The sequence below is a fragment of the Neolewinella aquimaris genome, assembly GCF_014197245.1.
GTDB classification, from domain to species: domain Bacteria; phylum Bacteroidota; class Bacteroidia; order Chitinophagales; family Saprospiraceae; genus Neolewinella; species Neolewinella aquimaris.
In genome coordinates, this window is sequence record NZ_JACIFF010000005.1 from 134,716 (window position 1) to 151,259 (window position 16,544).

The 16,544-nt window shown below is 56.8% G+C and carries 10 protein-coding genes; 4 read left to right on the top strand and 6 right to left on the bottom strand.

Annotation, left to right across the window (positions count from 1 at the left end; all coding sequences use genetic code 11):
• Nucleotides 1–2: 2 nt before the first annotated feature.
• Nucleotides 3–3,056 (bottom strand): SusC/RagA family TonB-linked outer membrane protein, encoded by a 3,054-nt coding sequence (locus GGR28_RS10775; protein ID WP_183495797.1) that lies wholly within the window; start codon nt 3,054–3,056, stop codon nt 3–5.
• A 323-nt stretch (nt 3,057–3,379) separates the two neighbouring features.
• Nucleotides 3,380–4,837, bottom strand: coding sequence for a M20/M25/M40 family metallo-hydrolase (locus GGR28_RS10780; RefSeq protein ID WP_183495798.1), 1,458 nt, complete (start codon nt 4,835–4,837; stop codon nt 3,380–3,382).
• A gap of 168 nt (nt 4,838–5,005) precedes the next feature.
• On the opposite strand from GGR28_RS10780, the gene GGR28_RS10785 reads away from it, so the two are divergent.
• Nucleotides 5,006–6,109 (top strand): Fic family protein, encoded by a 1,104-nt coding sequence (locus GGR28_RS10785; RefSeq protein ID WP_183495799.1) that lies wholly within the window; start codon nt 5,006–5,008, stop codon nt 6,107–6,109.
• A 562-nt stretch (nt 6,110–6,671) separates the two neighbouring features.
• Here GGR28_RS10785 and GGR28_RS10790 read toward each other — a convergent pair.
• Complete coding sequence (locus GGR28_RS10790) at nt 6,672–8,054, bottom strand: FAD-binding oxidoreductase (RefSeq protein WP_183495800.1); 1,383 nt, start codon at nt 8,052–8,054, stop codon at nt 6,672–6,674.
• Nucleotides 8,055–8,673: 619 nt separating this feature from the next.
• On the opposite strand from GGR28_RS10790, the gene GGR28_RS10795 reads away from it, so the two are divergent.
• From GGR28_RS10795 to GGR28_RS10805, 3 genes are all read left to right on the top strand, one after another.
• Entirely contained in the window at nt 8,674–9,705 is a 1,032-nt protein-coding gene (locus tag GGR28_RS10795) for an AI-2E family transporter (protein ID WP_183495801.1), read from the top strand.
• 479 nt (nt 9,706–10,184) lie between these two features.
• Entirely contained in the window at nt 10,185–11,789 is a 1,605-nt protein-coding gene (locus GGR28_RS10800) for a solute:sodium symporter family transporter (protein WP_183495802.1), read from the top strand.
• 33 nt (nt 11,790–11,822) lie between these two features.
• Nucleotides 11,823–12,638: an inositol oxygenase family protein gene (locus GGR28_RS10805; RefSeq protein WP_183495803.1), complete on the top strand. Its 816-nt coding sequence runs from the start codon at nt 11,823–11,825 to the stop codon at nt 12,636–12,638.
• A 21-nt stretch (nt 12,639–12,659) separates the two neighbouring features.
• Here GGR28_RS10805 and GGR28_RS10810 read toward each other — a convergent pair whose 3' ends face one another.
• From GGR28_RS10810 to nagB, 3 genes are all read right to left on the bottom strand, one after another.
• Nucleotides 12,660–13,619 (bottom strand): DUF4861 family protein, encoded by a 960-nt coding sequence (locus tag GGR28_RS10810; protein WP_183495804.1) that lies wholly within the window; start codon nt 13,617–13,619, stop codon nt 12,660–12,662.
• Between the two features lie 53 nt (nt 13,620–13,672).
• The gene (locus tag GGR28_RS10815; RefSeq protein ID WP_183495984.1) at nt 13,673–14,437 is read right to left on the bottom strand and encodes an SDR family oxidoreductase; all 765 of its coding nucleotides are present in this window, start codon (nt 14,435–14,437) and stop codon (nt 13,673–13,675) included.
• Between the two features lie 115 nt (nt 14,438–14,552).
• A complete protein-coding gene (nagB, locus tag GGR28_RS10820; protein ID WP_183495985.1) occupies nt 14,553–16,481 on the bottom strand; it encodes a glucosamine-6-phosphate deaminase in 1,929 nt (642 codons plus the stop codon).
• Nucleotides 16,482–16,544 lie beyond the last annotated feature (63 nt).

The window sequence follows — 16,544 nt, forward strand, 5'->3', positions numbered from 1 at the left end:
AATTAAAATTTGAGGTTGAGGCCGAAGGTGAAGGAGCGCGGGCGCGGGTACTGAAAGAAGAAGATGTTCTGCCCCCACTGGTTCCCGCCCCAGGAGGTTGCCTCGGGGTCTAAGCCCTGGAACTCGTCGGAATGTGCCACGAAGAGGTTCTGGGCATTGAGGTAGATCCGCATACTGTTCATGCCGAGCCGGTCCAGGGTACTGCCGCTCAGATTATACCCGAGGGTGAAGGCGTTGCCCCGCAGGTAAGAGCCGTTCACGACCCAGTGGTCGTCGACCTCACTGTTCTGGCCGGCCCAGGCCTGATGGCGAATCTGCTGCACCATGGTATTCTGGTTCTCCGGCGTCCAGGCCTCGGTCAGGATGGTCCGCAGTCCGCTGGCGATGCCGGAGCGGTCCTCGACCGAGTGATAGTACTGCTGCATGATGTCGGCACCGAGTACGAATTGCAGGTCCACGGTCAGGTCGAAATCGCCGAAGGTAAAGTTGTTGATGAAGCTGCCGGTCACGTCGGGCAGCCCGTGGCCGATGATCTCCTTTTCGGTAGTGCGCTTGGCCTCACCGGGGATCCGGCCCACTTCGGCGGCTTCGTCCGCCTCGTCGGTACCCCAGGTACCCAGTCGGCGGTAGCCCCAGAAGGAAGACAGCGGCTCGCCCACGCGCAGGATCGTCTGGCTACCCGACACCCAGAAGGGGCCAGACTCGATGTCCTCGTCGTTTTCGCCCAGCTTCTCGATGCGGTTTTTGTTGTAGTTGAAGTTGAGGTTGGAGCTCCAGCTGAACTGGTTGGTCGTTACGTTCTGGGTGCTCAGCAACATCTCGATGCCGCGGTTCGAAACCGAGCCGATGTTGTCGAAAATAGAGCCGAAACCGGTCGTCTGGGGCAGGGGGCGCGCCAGCAGCAGGTCGGTGGTGAGCTTGTAGTAGTAATCCATCTCCAGGTTCACCCGGTAGTTGAATAGCGCGAGGTTGAAGCCTACGTCAAACTGCTTCGTTTTCTCCCACTGCAGATCCGGATTGGCCAGACCGTTGATCACGGTGCTGGTCACCCGCTGCCCGTTGATCAGGGTAGTGCCCGAGCCCACGGTTGCCAGCGACTGGTAGGAACCGATCTCCGTATTACCGGTAACGCCGAAGCTGGAACGCAGTTTCAACTGGTCGATGACGGGATTATCTGCCAGGAAGTCTTCTTCCGAGATCACCCAGCCCACCCCGACGGAAGGAAACCAGCCATACTTATTGCCCGCTCCGAAGCGGGAAGAGCCGTCCACGCGGCCGGTCAGGGTAAGCAGGTAGCGGTCGTTGTAGCTGTAGCTGCCCCGCAGGAAGTAGGAGTTGAGCGTCCAGTCGCTGTAGCCGGAGCCCGGCGCATCGGGCTGACTGGCCGCGCCGAGGTTGTTGAAGCGGAAGAAATCGTCGGCAAAGCCGCGGGTGCTGATCCCGAAACTCTCGTCGGTGCGCTTCTGGAAGCTGAAACCCGCTACCCCGCTGATGCTGTGGGGACCGATGAGTTTGTTGTAATTCAGGTAGTTCTCCTGCTGCCAGTAGCTTACCTGCTGGTTGCTCTGCCGGGCGAAACCCAGGGGGGCGGAGATGTTGATCAAGTCGCGCGGACTGTAGTCCTGGAACAGCCGGTCGTGGTTGTCGAAGCCGAATTGGGTGCGGAAATTCAGTCCATCCGCGATGTTAAACACCAGGTAAGCGTTGCCGAAGAGTTGCGTACGCTTGGCGATGCGGTCCTGGGTTTCCAGTACGTGGACCGGGTTGGCCATGGCCTCCAGGTTGAAGTTGCCGCCGAGGTCGGTGCTTTTGGAGTAGGTGCCGTCGGGAAAGCGGATCGGGAAGATGGCGGGCATCTCGATCATGGTGCGGCGCGGCGACTGTCCACCGCCGCCCTCCTCGAAGCTGTTCTCCTTGGTTACGTTAGTCAGGAGGTTGAAGCCAAAGGTCAGCCAGTCCTTCGGTGTGCCTTCGTAGGCCACTTTGCCGTAGAGCCGGTTGAGGTAATTGTTGAGCATGATGCCCTCGGTGCCCGTGTAGTTCAGAAATACGCCATAGGAAGAATTGCTCGTCCGCTGCTGGATCGAAAGCTGGTGGCTGTGGGAGATGGCCGTGCGGGTCACCTCGTCCTGCCAGTCGGTGTCGTACAGCGGATTGCCGTTGTCGTCGAAGAAGAGCGGATTGTCGGCGGTGAAGCCGGGATCGGTACCGCCGGGATACTTAGGGGCATTCTCCATGCCGCGACGCACGACTTCGAGCCATTCGTCGGCATTGAGCACTTCCATCTTCTTGCGCAGCGTACCGGCCGTAACGTAGCCGTCGTATCCGACGACGATGCCGTCCTGATTGGGGCCGCGCCTAGTGGTCACCAGGATGACGCCGTTGGCGCCCCGAGCGCCGTAAATGGCGGTCGAGGAGGCATCCTTCAGCACCTCCATACTCTTAATGTCGTTGGGGTTCAGGAACTGGATGTCCTCCATAACCACCCCGTCCACTACGTAGAGGGGAGCGGAGTTGGAGTTGATCGTGCCGAGCCCCCGGATCAGCACCCGCGGGCTACCGGTAGGGGAGCCGGAATTCAGGAAGATATTGACGCCGGCTACCTTACCCTGCAGCCCCTGAAGGGCATTGGTGACCGGGGCCCGGAGCAGCTCTTCCGATGAAACCGTTCCAATGGCGCCGGTCACGTCCGATTTGCGCTGGGTACCGTAGCCGACCACGACCACTTCGGACAGCGACTCTACATCCGGCTCCATTTGAATGTCAATCGTCGTCTGATTTCCGACTTCTACCTCCTGAGTGGCGTATCCAATGGAGGAAAAAAGCAAACTCTGGGGACCGGCGGGAACGGTTATACTGTAATTTCCGTCGATATCCGTCACGGTTCCCGTCGTTCCATCCTTTAGCTTGACGGTTGCGCCGATGAGTGTTTCGTTATTCTCCACGTCGTACACGCGTCCGGTGACCGTTCGCTGCGCCTGAGCAGTAAGGATACTTAACGGGCATAGGAATAACAGCAAAAGGATCCCCGAGAGGATTTTTGGGTAAGGTGCCATCAAAAGTTAATTTATGTTGGGTGCGTTGAGTACGAAATACAATAGGTCTTAGGAATCCTGGGCAATATATGATTTTACCCTGCGGTGTCCAACAACCGTTTCAACTATTTAATATTACAAAGGCTATTTTCCGGCGCATCAACCGTATTGCTCAGGTTACAAAAAAATTAAAATCGCGTGCACACCTTGTTTCGCTTGTTTGCGGATGATTCGCTGACAACACAATGGGCGGGTACGCAGGAGCAGGTTCGTTACGCCGAGCAAAAATCCGCGAAAACCTCCGCATTTAATCTGCGATGAGCTCCAATACTACACCACGCCGATTACTCGTGCGGGATCGCCTCCGTAAGCACCCCCAGACACTCCATTATCCCCTCCCGATAGTTGCCGAGCCGCAGATTTTCGTTGGGAGCGTGTATACTGTTGTCCGGATTAGGAATACGTAGTGACACGGCGGGCAGACCCAGCAAGTTTACGAACGGGCCCATCGGTTGCGAGCCACCAGTCAGACGCATGTGAATGGGTTCCTGTCCGAGGGCCCGGGTCACTCCGGCCGTGAGCCAGTGGTCAATTGGCGTACCCAGATCGGTGCGGAAGGGTACCGAACCGAGGGACGAAGTGAAGGAAATAAGTTTCGGATAGGTCATTCGTTCTTCCTCCGTAGGCGCTTCGTCGACGAAGTGATAGCCCCTCTCTTCGATGAAGTCACGAAGCAGCTTCACCTGCCGCTCCCCCGGGGTCTCGGGCACGAGGCGCATGTCGATCTCGATGGTCACCTCTTCGGGAATAAGGGTACGGACTTCCTTACCCGTCCAGCCACCCCGGATGCCGCGTACGTTCAGGCTGGGATACTGCAATGCTTCTTGGTAGGTATCGCCGAGGGCTTCGTTTTCGGCGATGCCCACCATTTCCCGGATGGCCTCCCGGGTTTCGGGAATCTTGTTCATTTCCCGCTTATCGGCTTCGGTGAGTTCGACGCCCTCGTAGAAGCCGGGCACGGTTACCCGCCCGCTTTCATCCTTCATGGCTGCAATAAGGCGGGCGGCGGCGAATACAGGATTCGGTGCAAAGTTGCCGTACTGTCCACTGTGCAGGGCGTAGCGCGGCCCGAAGATCTTCAAAGTCACCGTCGCGATGCCCCGCGCCCCGAAGGTGAGGGTCGGCAGGTTGGAGACATGACGAGTGCCGTCCATAATCACCAGAAAGTCCGATTCAAACAACTCACGGTGCTTCTCGACGGCACCGGGCAGGTCGTCGCTTCCCAGTTCCTCCTGGAAGTCCATAATGACCTTAACGTTATACGCCGGCTTTATCCCTTCGCCCTTCAAACCATCCAGCGCTGTAACGAAGGCGATAGCCGGCCCCTTCGAATCCGATGCCGAGCGAGCGAAGAGGCGCAGTTCGGGATCAAAAGTGTCGGGTGTATTCACCGTGGTGTAAGTGCCGTCCTCGTTTTTCCGCTTTAGTACGGCGTGGTAAGGATTTGGCTGGTCCCAGGCGGAGGTGTCTACCGGCTGTCCGTCGATCTGGAGGTAGAACAATACGGTGGGCAGGGCGGGATCTATCCGCTGCTCCGCGAATAGCAGCGGCATCCCGGGTGTTTCCAGCCGCGTTACGGCGAAGCCCAGGCTACTGAATCGCTGCTGGCACCAGGCCAGGTTGTCCTCCACCTGTTGGGGGTAGTTGCCGTCGTTGGGGATTGCGAGAAAGTCGGTGAGTTCCTGGATGGCCTGGGGCAGGGCGCGGTCGGTGAGCTGTTCGATTTTGGGGGTTGGCAGCACCTGGGTACGTAGAACCGGATGTCCTACAGCAATTAATAAAATAACCAAGAAGCAGGAGGGAGTGAGATTCATATTTAAGGCGAACGGTTAAGATGACACGATTAACTTGCGTAATCATGTCATAAAGTTTAATATTGACTTAATTAAAGAAGTCCAAAATAGGTCACTATGTACAGCTGGCAATTCTCTGATTGGCCAAATTTCACTTACGACAGCAATGCATTTCGCACCGGAGTTGATAGCTACACCAATCGCGTGACTCAGCTATTGGAACGAATCGGCCAACTTTCAAATGAAGATATATACCAATACCTTGTTGATCGTCTCGTCGAGGAAGCTATAACTACGTCCAGTATCGAGGGTGAAAAAATTGGACGGGAGGACCTGGTTTCGTCCGTTATGAATAATTTAAATATCGGCGGACGACTGCTATCGGAGCACCAAACTGTATCAGACTTACGCGCCAGAGCCATTGGACGGCAGATCGTGCTTAACCGAGAAACCTTCGCGGACCCGCTCACGGAGACCGCCCTAAAGTATTGGCACGAACTGTTGTTAGGCTATGATGACAGACTGAAGGTCGTTGGTGAGTATCGAAGGGGAAAATCCCCCATGCGCATCGTGAGCGGGCCAGCGTACCGTCAGAAAATTCATTACGAGGCCCCACCGGCCGACCGCGTGCCACGAGAGATGACGAGATTAGTGAGTTACTGCAATGCTTCAGTGACAGAGGATGATTGTCCGGTTCTCCGTGCGGGAGTTGCCCATTTTTGGTTTGAATCCATCCATCCCTTTGAAGACGGCAACGGCAGGATCGGAAGGGCTCTCCTGGAAAAGCTACTTTCACAGCACTTAGGCGCATTTATTCCCTTCAGCCTGTCCCATGCTATTGAGCAGCGCCGCAAAGAATACTACGCCGCACTTAGAGACTCCCAAACATCTCTGGATATCACTCCCTGGATGACATATTTTTGTAATGTCCTATCCGAAGCAGTCACCTATGCGGAAGAACTGGTAGAATTTACCGTCAGGAAGCACGCATATTTCCAACGCTACGGCGATCTACTGAACGAACACGAAAGTAAGGCCATCAAAAAAATGTTTGCCGCAGGTCCATCAGGATTCACGGGGGGAATGACCAACCGGAAGTATGTCAGTATCAATCGAGTTTCTCCGTCCACGGCAGCCCGGGCACTCCACCGTCTTGCCAAAATAGGCGCGCTCCAAATGCAAGGCGCGGGACGAAGCGTACACTACGTTCTTCCCACATAAATACAAATTCACTACCCAACAATAAGTCTGTCGCCATGTGAGCGGAGCTGTGCGGCAACCAAATGGTAAATTGTGCATTAGAAACGGTACATTGTAAATTCTTCCCCTCCCCCAGTCGGCGGACGAGCCTCGTGCCTCGGTCGGCCGACGACGGCCCCCTCGTCGGCCGACTACAAGTCGTCCGCCGAGTCGGGGCTCCCCACCTATCGGACGGGTCACAACTGTGACGTGCGGCAGCCAAATGGTACATTATATATGGTACCTGGTACATTGTAAATCCTATTCCTCCAGTCGGCGGACGAGCCTCGTACCTCGGTCGGCCGACGACTGCCCCCTCGTCGGCCGACCACAAGTCGTCCGCCGAGTCGGGGCTTCCCACCTATCGGACGGGTCACGGCTGTGCCGTGCGGCAGCCAAATGGTACATTATATATGGTACCTGGTACATTGTAAATCCTATCCCTCAGTCGTCGGACGAGCCTCGTCCCTCGGTCGGCCGACGACGGCCCCCCTCCGCGAAATCCGCGAAACCAATCCGCGCGCAATCTGCGGTAAAAAAACTCCTACACCCCCGACGACTCCAACTGCGGCTTAATATTCTGATTGACGTGGAAGAAATTATCCGCATCGTACTCAGCCTTTATCGCTGCCAGCTTCGCGTAGTTATCCCCGTAGGCCGCCTTTATCTTTTCCTGGCCTTCCTCCATCATAAAGTTGACGTAGGCCCCTCCCCGCGCATGGGGCGTCAGCGCGGTATGGAAGTTCTTGCACCAGTCGGTGACTGTTCCGGCGTTTGCGGCATCGGGGTCCACGCCTACGATCACCTGCGCCCAGCGGGCATCCCGAATGGCCCAGGCCGTCTCGTTGCTGCCGACCTCGTGCACCGCACCGTCAATAGGGTACAGATGCGTAGTAGTGTGAAAATTAGGAATTTTCTCCCCGTATTTGATATTCACGTCAATTGCCCCATCGGTCAGCTCATCGAGGTAGTGCGCCCTCCAGTACCACTGCATGCCCGGCGGATAGAGCGCATCGAACATGCTATTCAGCGCGGGCATCGGGATCTCGCTTACAAAATCCAGGACGGGCGGACCAAATTCACGGATTGGCTTAAATACACGCTCCACCTCATCCATCGGACCGGTATAATTCCATACCACCCCACATACCTTTTGGTTCCATAGGTGCTCCGGGAAGGGTGGGGCGGGCGGCACCCTCAGGAAGGCGAAGAACCCGTACAGATCATTCGGGGCGTCCTTGGTCAGCTCGTCGTAGAACTGCATCGCCGCTCTGGCTTTCTCAAGTGGCCAAAACATCGGACCCGCATATACATTTTTGACGTCCAGTAGGTGAAATTTGAAGGAGGTAACCACGCCGAAGTTCCCGCCGCCACCGCGCAGGGCCCAGAACAGGTCCGGATGTGAATGCTCATTAGCGGTGACCACTTCTCCGGAAGCCAGTACCACTTCGCACTCCAGCAGGTTATCGATGGTCAGTCCGCCCTTCCGACTTAAGTAGCCCATTCCGCCACCAAGGGTCAGCCCGCCAATCCCGGTCGTTCCGATGATCCCGCTCGGTAGTGCCAGTCCGTGCTCGTGGGTCGCCGCGTCTACGTCCTTCAGTAGGCAACCGCCCTGTACCCGGGCAGTTTTCGCGGCGGCATCCACCTTGATTTCGTTCATTTCCGCTAGATCGATGACCAGGCCCCCGTCAACCAGTGCCAACCCCGCGCCGTTGTGACCGCCCCCACGAATTGCGGTTTCTATCCTGTTTTCCCGGCCAAAGTTGACCGCGGCAACCACGTCATCTGTATTTTGACACTTTACAATAGCAGCGGGCCGCTTATCAATCATGCCGTTGTAGATCGCCCTGGCCTCCTCGTACTGCTGGTCACCGGGCACGATGACCTCACCGCTAATGCTGTCGGATAACTTTGAAAAATTCATAGTGTGTGTTTTATGGTGATACTATCTCAAAGCCTAAACCAAAAATTTATCTCGACCCCCCCCATAAAGGCCAGCTTCCTATACCGACGACGCGCACAGAAGGACCACACTAAACATGGAGGTTTAAACCATACTTGCAGCCGGTAACGGCCCGATAATTAATATAGGGGAGTTTTAGCCGATAAGCAAGGCGAGGTGGCCACGAGCGTAATGCAAAATTCAAAACAACTAGTTTTAACAATATTGTCTCGCCATCCCTTTCACCCGTACCCATTGGTGCAAGCGCCGCAGTTAGGAACCTCAGGCTATTCGAGGATTCACCTCGCACCTGCGTCCCCGCCCGCTATCTCTGCGCGCTGAGCCGTGCGGTAGCCAAATGGTACATTGGATATTGTACACGGTAAATTGTAAATGCCCATACCCTAGTCGGCGGACGAGCCTCGTGCCTCGGTCGGCCGACGACTGTCCAGATCCGTGCGGTAGCCAAATGGTACATTGAATATTGTACACGGTAAATTGTAAATGCCCGTATCCAAGTCGGCGGACGAGCCTCGTACCTCGGTCGGCCGACGACTGCCACTCCTGCGACCTTTTAGCCCGCCCAGGGGTTGATACTCCCATGTTACCCCTGCAAAAAATCACCTACTCCCTTGCCCTGGCCTGTCTGTTTGTGTGCCTGATGTTTTTTGGTAAGGTCCTGCTCGTTCCCGTCGTGCTTTCCTTCGTGCTTTGGTACCTGATCAATGCCGTGGATCAGCTTATCCGCAGAATACCGGCCATCGGATCCGAAAGTCCGCGTGGCGTAAGCCTGACCGTCGCCGCCGGCCTGGTTCTGGCCGCGATCGTGCTCGCCGGGAGCCTAGTCGGCCGACAGATCAACGAGATGATCGCCACCGCCCCGGAATACTGGCTGAACCTGGAACGGCAGTTCGACCGAATCCTGGTCGGCCTGGGCTACGACGAGGCCATCACCCTACGTGCCGTGTACGGCGAGTTGGACATCAACGGATACCTGCTGAGCCTGCTGACCTCCTTTACGACGGTGACCCGGCAGTTTCTACTTGTCCTACTGTACACCCTCTTTCTGCTGGTGGAGCAACATACCTTTACGCGAAAGCTGGCGGCGCTGGGCCTCAACCAACAGCGGAAAGTCCGGGTGCTGGGTATGCTGGATAAGATCAACCGGGCCATTCGCGCCTACGTTGGCGTCAAGTTTGCCGCTTCCTTCGCGACCGCCCTGCTTAGCTTTTTTGTCATCGAATACGCCGGGGTAGACTTTGCCATCTTCTGGGCCTTTGCCATTTTCGCCCTCAACTTCATCCCCACCATCGGGTCCATCGTCGCTACGATACTGCCCAGCCTCATGGCACTCGTGCAGTTCGACTACCTGACGCCGTTTGTCATCGTCGTCATCGGCGTTGGCCTTATTCAACTCAGCATCGGCGGATTGCTCGAGCCCAGGCTTTACGGCAACGCCCTTAACATTAGTCCCTTCGTCATCATCTTTTCGCTCATCCTCTGGGGCCTGCTTTGGGGCATCGTGGGCATGTTGCTGTGTGTTCCCATCACCTTCGTGCTCATCACGTTTTTGGCGCAGTTCCGGTCTACGCGGCCGATTGCGGTGTTGCTTTCGCGGCGGGGGAAGGTGTAGCCCCCTCGTCGGCCGACTGCCCCCTCGTCGGCCGACTACAGGTCGTCCGCCGAGTCGGGGCGGGGCGGTTATCGATGACCATAATCCTTACTAAGAGAAATTACCCTTAGTCGTCGGACGACAAGTACGCCACGAGCGCAGCGAGCAGAGCCATGCGGTAGCCAAATGGTACATTGAATATGGTACTTGGTAAATTGTACATCCATCCCTTAGTCGGCGGACGAGCCTCGTGCCTCGGTCGGCCGACGACTAGTACCTCGGTTGGCCGACTGCCCCCTCGTCGGCCGACTACAGGTCGTCCGCCGAGTCGGGGCAGTGCGGTTATCGATGGCTATTGTACTTACTAGGAGAATTTACCCTTAGTCGGCGGACGAGCCTCGTGCCTCGGTCGGCCGACGACTAGTACCTCGGCCGACGACTCCGCCGAGTCGGGGCAGTAACCATTACCTTAATGGGCATCAATTAAAAAAGACTGCCTCATGGGCGTGACCCTACTCACCTTCCTTTTATACACCGGATTTGTAGCTTTATACGCGACCTGGCAACTGCGCCGGGATAAATTAAACACCCAGGACGGCTATTTCCTGGGGGGCAGGTCGCTAACGGGAGTGGTGATCGCGGGCTCATTGTTGCTGACGAATATCTCTACGGAACACCTGGTCGGAATGAACGGGTCGGCTTACCGCAATGGGGCCATCATCATCGCCTGGGAGGTCACTTCGGCGCTGGCGCTGATTGTCGGCGCGCTTTACTTCGCACCGAAGTACCTGAAAATGGGACTGACCACCATCCCCGAATTCCTCGAAAAGCGGTTCGATGGGCTCACCCGAACGGTGGTCGCCCTGCTGCTGATCATTTCCTTTATCGCCACCCTACTGCCCATCGTGCTGTACACGGGGGCGCTGAATATTGAAGCCATCTTCGAGATTTCCGATCTGCTGAACATCAGCGAGCGGGAGGGAATCTGGGTCACCATCCTGGTCGTCGGAATCATCGGAGCCGTGTACGCTATTTTCGGAGGATTAAAAATGGTGGCCTATACGGATACCATCAACGGTTTCGGACTATTGGTGGCCGGACTACTGGTTCCCATACTCGCGCTGCTGAGCATCGGTGACGGAAATGCGGTGGAGGGATTAAGCAGAGTATTTGAAAACAGCCCCAGTAAGTTTAATGTGATTAGTAAGGAGCCCGGGGTCGGGGAGGGGGCCCGCTCGGCCATTTTACCCTTCGAGGTACTGTTTACGGGCCTGGTAATTAATCAGGTCTACTTCTGGACGATGCACCAATCCATCGTCCAGCGGGTACTCGGCGCCGTAAACCTTAAGGAAGCCCAGAAAGGACTGCTGTTTACCGGCCTGCTGAAAATTTTGGTCCCATCGATCATCGTGCTGCCGGGGCTGATCGGTTTCTATTACTACGGGGACAGCCTCTACAATAATCCGGATACCGTATATCCCCTCCTGGTCAAAAAGGTGCTGCCGCTGTGGCTCACCGGCTTCTTCGTCGCCGTCATGATGGGAGCCATTTTCAGCACGTTCAACAGTACGCTGAACAGCGCGGCCACCGTCTTCAGTCTGGGAATCTATAAACGCTACATCCAGCGGGATGCCGGCGAGAGAAAACTGGTAAAAATCGGCAAGTGGACCTCCGCCATCCTGGCCTTTTTCGCCATCGGCATCGCCCCCTTCGTCGCCAATGCCCCCGCGGGCCTATACCAGCTCCTTCAGCAACTGAACGGCATATTTTTCATCCCGATCGCCAGCGTGATCACGGCCGGATTCTTGTTTCCCCGGGTATCGGCTACCGGGGCCAAGGCGGGTCTGGCATTCGGCCTCGTGTTCTACGTTGTCATGGACTATGTGCTCGCCGTCGACCTGCACTTCGTCCACATCTGGGGAATCGAATTCGTGCTGAATATTACCGTGATGCACCTGGTCTCGCTGATGTCACCGAAAGAGGCTAAATTTGTTATGCAGGATGCCGGCATCCTTGACCTAAGCCCCTGGAAGCACGCACGGGTGTTCAGCGTCTGCCTGGTCGTCCTCACGCTGGCCTTCTACCTTTTACTCGGAAACGTATAACCGGACAGCTGCTGTCCACGATAAGAAAACACCATGGCGGAAGCGAAAGTCTTCAGAAATTACGACGCCCCCGATGTGTCGGTAGCCGTAAAGGAGCATTACCGGAAAATGCGCAAGAATCAGACGGTAGCCTACGTGCGGCAGATGCACGACAAGTACCTGAAGTTCGACAAACCAATGGACCTGTGGGAAGCCATGCGCCACCTAAATAGCCTGATCGATGTCAGCGACCCGGACCTGGACCTCCCGAACGTGCAACACCTCATCCAGAGCGCCGAAGCCATCCGCGCCGACGGCCGCCCCGACTGGATGCAACTGACCGGACTCATTCACGACCTCGGCAAGGTGATGTTTCTCTGGGGCAGCGACGAAGACGGCACCAGTCAGGCCGAACAGTGGGGCATGGTCGGCGACGTGTTTGTCGTAGGCTGCGCCCTGCCCGACTCCTGCGTCTACCCCGAATTCAACAAAACGAATCCGGATATGCAGGACGATCGCTACAATACCGCCTTAGGCATCTACGAAGCAGGCTGCGGCATCGACAACGTAGACCTCGCCTGGGGCCACGACGAATACCTGTACCAGGTCCTCAATAACCACCAGACCAATACGCTTCCCGAAGAGGCCATGGTCATGATCCGCTACCATTCTTTCTACCCCTGGCATTCCGGCGGCGCGTACAAGGAGTTGCTCAGCGAAAAGGATGAGAAGTACCTGGAGATTATCAAGGATTTCAATCAGTACGACCTCTACACCAAGAGCCAGCAAGTATACGATCTAGAGGACGTGCTGGACTACTACCAACCCATCGCGGAAAAATACCTGGGGACGGGCCCCATCTTTTGGTAGCCCGCTCGCAGATATATCCGCTTACCTGATCACCTCCTCGAAGGCCTCCCGCCGCTCAAATTCCGGATGCCCCGGTGCCCAGCCCGCCGTGAAGCGGTAGCCGGTCGGCTCGCCATCCGTTAGTTTGGCGCGGACGATGTACGTCGAGGATACCGGTTGCGCATCGGGTGCCAGTTCGCCATGGTCGATGAATTGGTCCCGGTCGACCGAGATTGCCATGCCGAGGTAGTGATCCAGTTCGGCCTGCGGACCGTGGGTGTAGGCCACGAAGCGATCGCCTTTTTCCGTGGTGTATAGCGTATCCGAGTGTAGGTTCACGATGCCTACAACTAGCTCTTCCCCACCAGTCAGGCCCGTGGCGGTCACGGTGGCGTCGTAGTCGTGAGTGCCGGCCTCGATGCTGATGACCCAGTCGAGATCGATGGTCCGACCGGCAATCTCCAACCCGTCGTAGTCGAGGTGAAAAGCCGAGCGGTCCGCGGTTTCTTCCGTGATCCTCACCTTCTCCTGCCGGGCGTCACCGATGCGATAAACCTTGCCGTCTACCATGAGCGCAATGCTGCCGGCGCCGAGGGAATTTCCGGCCTTGAGCACGTCCATTCCCCAGTCGGACATCTCGTGGTAGTTGTTGCGGTCCAGCCCCACGGTATCGAGCACCATGTCGCTCACTTTCTTGCCGTGAATGTCGATGCCGTTCCGCTCGTCCCAGTACATCCGGAAGGCGATGTTCTCGTTCTCCCAGGCGGGGCCTTCGTTCTGGTATACGGCCGGCATGATCTGCCCCTTATGGTCTGGTGCACGCGTAAATTCAGTGCCTTCCTCGAATTCGTTTTGGGCATTGCGTTTCGCGAGGCGAATGTTGGTGCGTACGGATTGCGTGCCTTGCTCAATTCCCTGTTCTGTTGCGACATTCGTCGGTTCTTCTTCACAGGAGGTAAGGAGCAGAAGGGCGGGGACGCAGGAGCAAAGCAAATAGCGCAAGAAGCGGTGTTTATAGGGTGTCGATGTGTTCATCATGGTTGGTTTTAGCAAACTTACCTGCCCATCCAGCCTCCGTCGACGACCAGCACCGTCCCACTGACGTAGTCCGCCGCGGAACTGGCAAGAAAGACCGTAGGCCCCTTAAAGTCTTCGGGTTTTCCCCAACGACCGGCCGGAATGCGACCGAGGATGGCCGTGCTGCGCTCGGCGTTGTCCTGTAGCGCCTGGGTATTATCGGTTGCGATATAGCCGGGCGCGATGGCGTTCACCTGCACTCCCTTTCCTGCCCACTCGTTGGAAAGCGCCATGGTCAGCTGCCCGATGGCCCCCTTCGAAGCGGCGTACCCGGGAACGGTGATTCCACCCTGGAAGGTGAGGAGGGAAGCGGTGAAGATCACCTTGCCGCTCCCCCTTTCGATCATATCCCGGCCAAACTCCCGGGCGAGAATGAACTGGGCGGATTGATTTACCTCGATCACCCGGTCCCAGTATTCGTCGGAGTGGGTAGCGGCGGGTTCGCGCAGGATGGTGCCGGCGTTATTAACCAGGATGTCGGGCGTACCGTGGTCGGCCTTGACTGCTTCGATAAAGGCGTAGAGGGCCTCCCGGTTACCGAAATCGCACTGGTAGGCGGTAAACTTCCGTCCGATCTCGGTGACGGCTTTTTCAATGGCGGAGCCCGAGCTTTCCAGGCTGGCGGATACCCCGATGATGTCGGCGCCGGCCTCCGCGAGTCCCGTGGCCATTGCGAAGCCGATGCCCCGTTTGCATCCGGTTACTACGGCGGTCTTCCCCGCGAGACTGAAATTATCTAAAATCATGCTTTTACGTTGTTGGTGATGTGCAATTACGGGTAGGTATTCCCCCGCTTTTTGTGACGTTCTCTGCTCCCGCGTCCCCGCCCGATGCTGACGTAGGCATATGTGGCAATCCTCAGAAATGCCACCGGACGAAGGCCTCCATGGCTGCGTAACGGGCGAGGCCCATTGCATCGTAAATGTCGGCGGTGTCCTTGTTTCTGTCTTCGGCCCGCTGCCAGAATTCACGGCTGTCGGAACCCTGGAATACCACCCCGTCTTTCTGGGACTGGTGCTTGAAGATGCCGCGTCGTTTTTCGAGTACCTGGTCGGGGCTCATGGGTACGGCCATTTCGATTTCGTCGATGCCCCACTCCTGCCAGGCGCCGCGGTAGAGCCATACCCAGCAGTCCTTCATGAACGGCTTCGATTTTAATCTTCTGACCGACTCGAAGATGGCGTCCAGGCACACCTTGTGCGTGCCGTGGGGGTCCGCCAGGTCGCCCGCCGCATAGATCTGGTGGGGTTTGACCTTTTCGATGAGCGCCATCGTGAGCTCGATGTCCGCTTCCCCGACGGGGTTTTTCTCGACCTTTCCCGTTTCGTAGAAGGGAAGGTCCATGAAGTGAATGCGTTCGTCGGGGAGCCCGACGAAGTGACTCGTCGCCCGTGCTTCTCCCCTGCGGATCAGCCCCTTGATCGCCCGTACATCGGGGGTGTCGATCTCGCTGGCCTTCTTGTTTTTGATAAACTCGATCGCCCTTTTGTAGATGTCCTGAGCTTCCTGGTTTTTGATGTCGAACCTGCTGTTGTAATCGACCACGAAGTTGGCGAAACGCAGGGCTTCGTCGTCGGCAACCGCGATGTTGCCCGAGGTCTGGTAGGCTACGTGCACCTCGTGGCCCTGCTCGTGCAGGCGCTTGAAGGTGCCGCCCATGCTGATGATGTCGTCGTCGGGGTGGGGACTGAAGATCAGTACCCGCTTCCTGGCCGGTTCGGCTCTTTCGGGCCGGTTGCTGTCGTCGGCGTTCGGTTTGCCGCCCGGCCAGCCGGAAATGGTGCTCTGTAGGTCGTTGAATATTTTAATGTTGATGTCGTAGGCCGGCCCGGAGTTAGCCAGCAGGTCGCTCATTCCGTTTTCGATGTAGTCCGCGTCGGTCAGCATCAGAATGGGTTTGTTGAGGCTCAGCGCCAAGCCGAGGACGGCCTTGCGGGTCATCTTTGCCGTCCACTGTACTTTTTCCACCAGCCAGGGCGAACTGATCCGGGTCAGGAACTTCGATGCTTCCCGGTCCACCACGAATATGGCGTTGGCGTGTCCCTGAAGGAAGGACGCGGGTACTTTGGTGGTTACTTCTCCCTCTACCGCGGCCCGGATGATGTTTGCCTTTCCTTCCCCCCAGGCCATGAGGATCACCCGCTTCGCCTCCATGATCTTTTGTATCCCGAGGGTGATGGCCGTTCGCGGGGTGTTGTTGAGCCCCGAAAACTCCTTGGCGGCAGCGACCCGGGTGATGTGATCCAGGGCGACGAGTCGCGTACGGGAATTCTGTAGCGAGCCGGATTCGTTGAAGCCGATGTGTCCGTTGCCCCCGATTCCCAGGATTTGCAGGTCGATGCCGCCGACGGCTTTGATCTTGGCTTCGTAGCCGGCGCAGTAGTCGGATATTTCCTCCTTAGGCAGGGTGCCGTCGGGGATGTGGCAGTTTTCGGGAAGGATGTCTATCTGGTCCAGCAGCAGTTCCTTCATAAACCGGACGTAGCTGTGGATGGAGTCCGGTTCCATGGGATAGTACTCGTCCAGGTTGAAGGTGATCACATTACGAAAGCTCAGTCCTTCCTCCCGGTGCATGCGTACCAGCTCGGCGTACAGGCTTTTTGGCGTAGAACCGGTCGCCAGGCCAAGAACGCAAGACTCCTTTGTGATCTGTTTGGCCCGGATCAAGGCGGCGATCTCCTTTGCTACAGATTTGGACGCCGTGGACGAATCTTCGAAAATGATGGTATCGATGTTCTCGAATCTTTTCTCAAAGCCCGTGGCCTTATCAATACTGCTGTTCAACATCATGCTCGCTACTATTTTCGGTAAATCTAGTCGCCGGTCGCAAACGTGCAGCCGTAGACCGGG

Excerpts from the sequence above, each read along its gene's own strand:
- GGR28_RS10775 (WP_183495797.1), bottom strand. The coding sequence starts at position 3,056 with ATGGCACCTTACCCAAAAATCCTCTCGGGGATCCTTTTGCTGTTATTC.
- GGR28_RS10785 (WP_183495799.1), top strand. The coding sequence starts at position 5,006 with ATGTACAGCTGGCAATTCTCTGATTGGCCAAATTTCACTTACGACAGC.
- GGR28_RS10790 (WP_183495800.1), bottom strand. The coding sequence starts at position 8,054 with ATGAATTTTTCAAAGTTATCCGACAGCATTAGCGGTGAGGTCATCGTG.
- GGR28_RS10795 (WP_183495801.1), top strand. The coding sequence starts at position 8,674 with ATGTTACCCCTGCAAAAAATCACCTACTCCCTTGCCCTGGCCTGTCTG.
- GGR28_RS10800 (WP_183495802.1), top strand. The coding sequence starts at position 10,185 with ATGGGCGTGACCCTACTCACCTTCCTTTTATACACCGGATTTGTAGCT.
- GGR28_RS10805 (WP_183495803.1), top strand. The coding sequence starts at position 11,823 with ATGGCGGAAGCGAAAGTCTTCAGAAATTACGACGCCCCCGATGTGTCG.
- nagB (WP_183495985.1), bottom strand. The coding sequence starts at position 16,481 with ATGTTGAACAGCAGTATTGATAAGGCCACGGGCTTTGAGAAAAGATTC.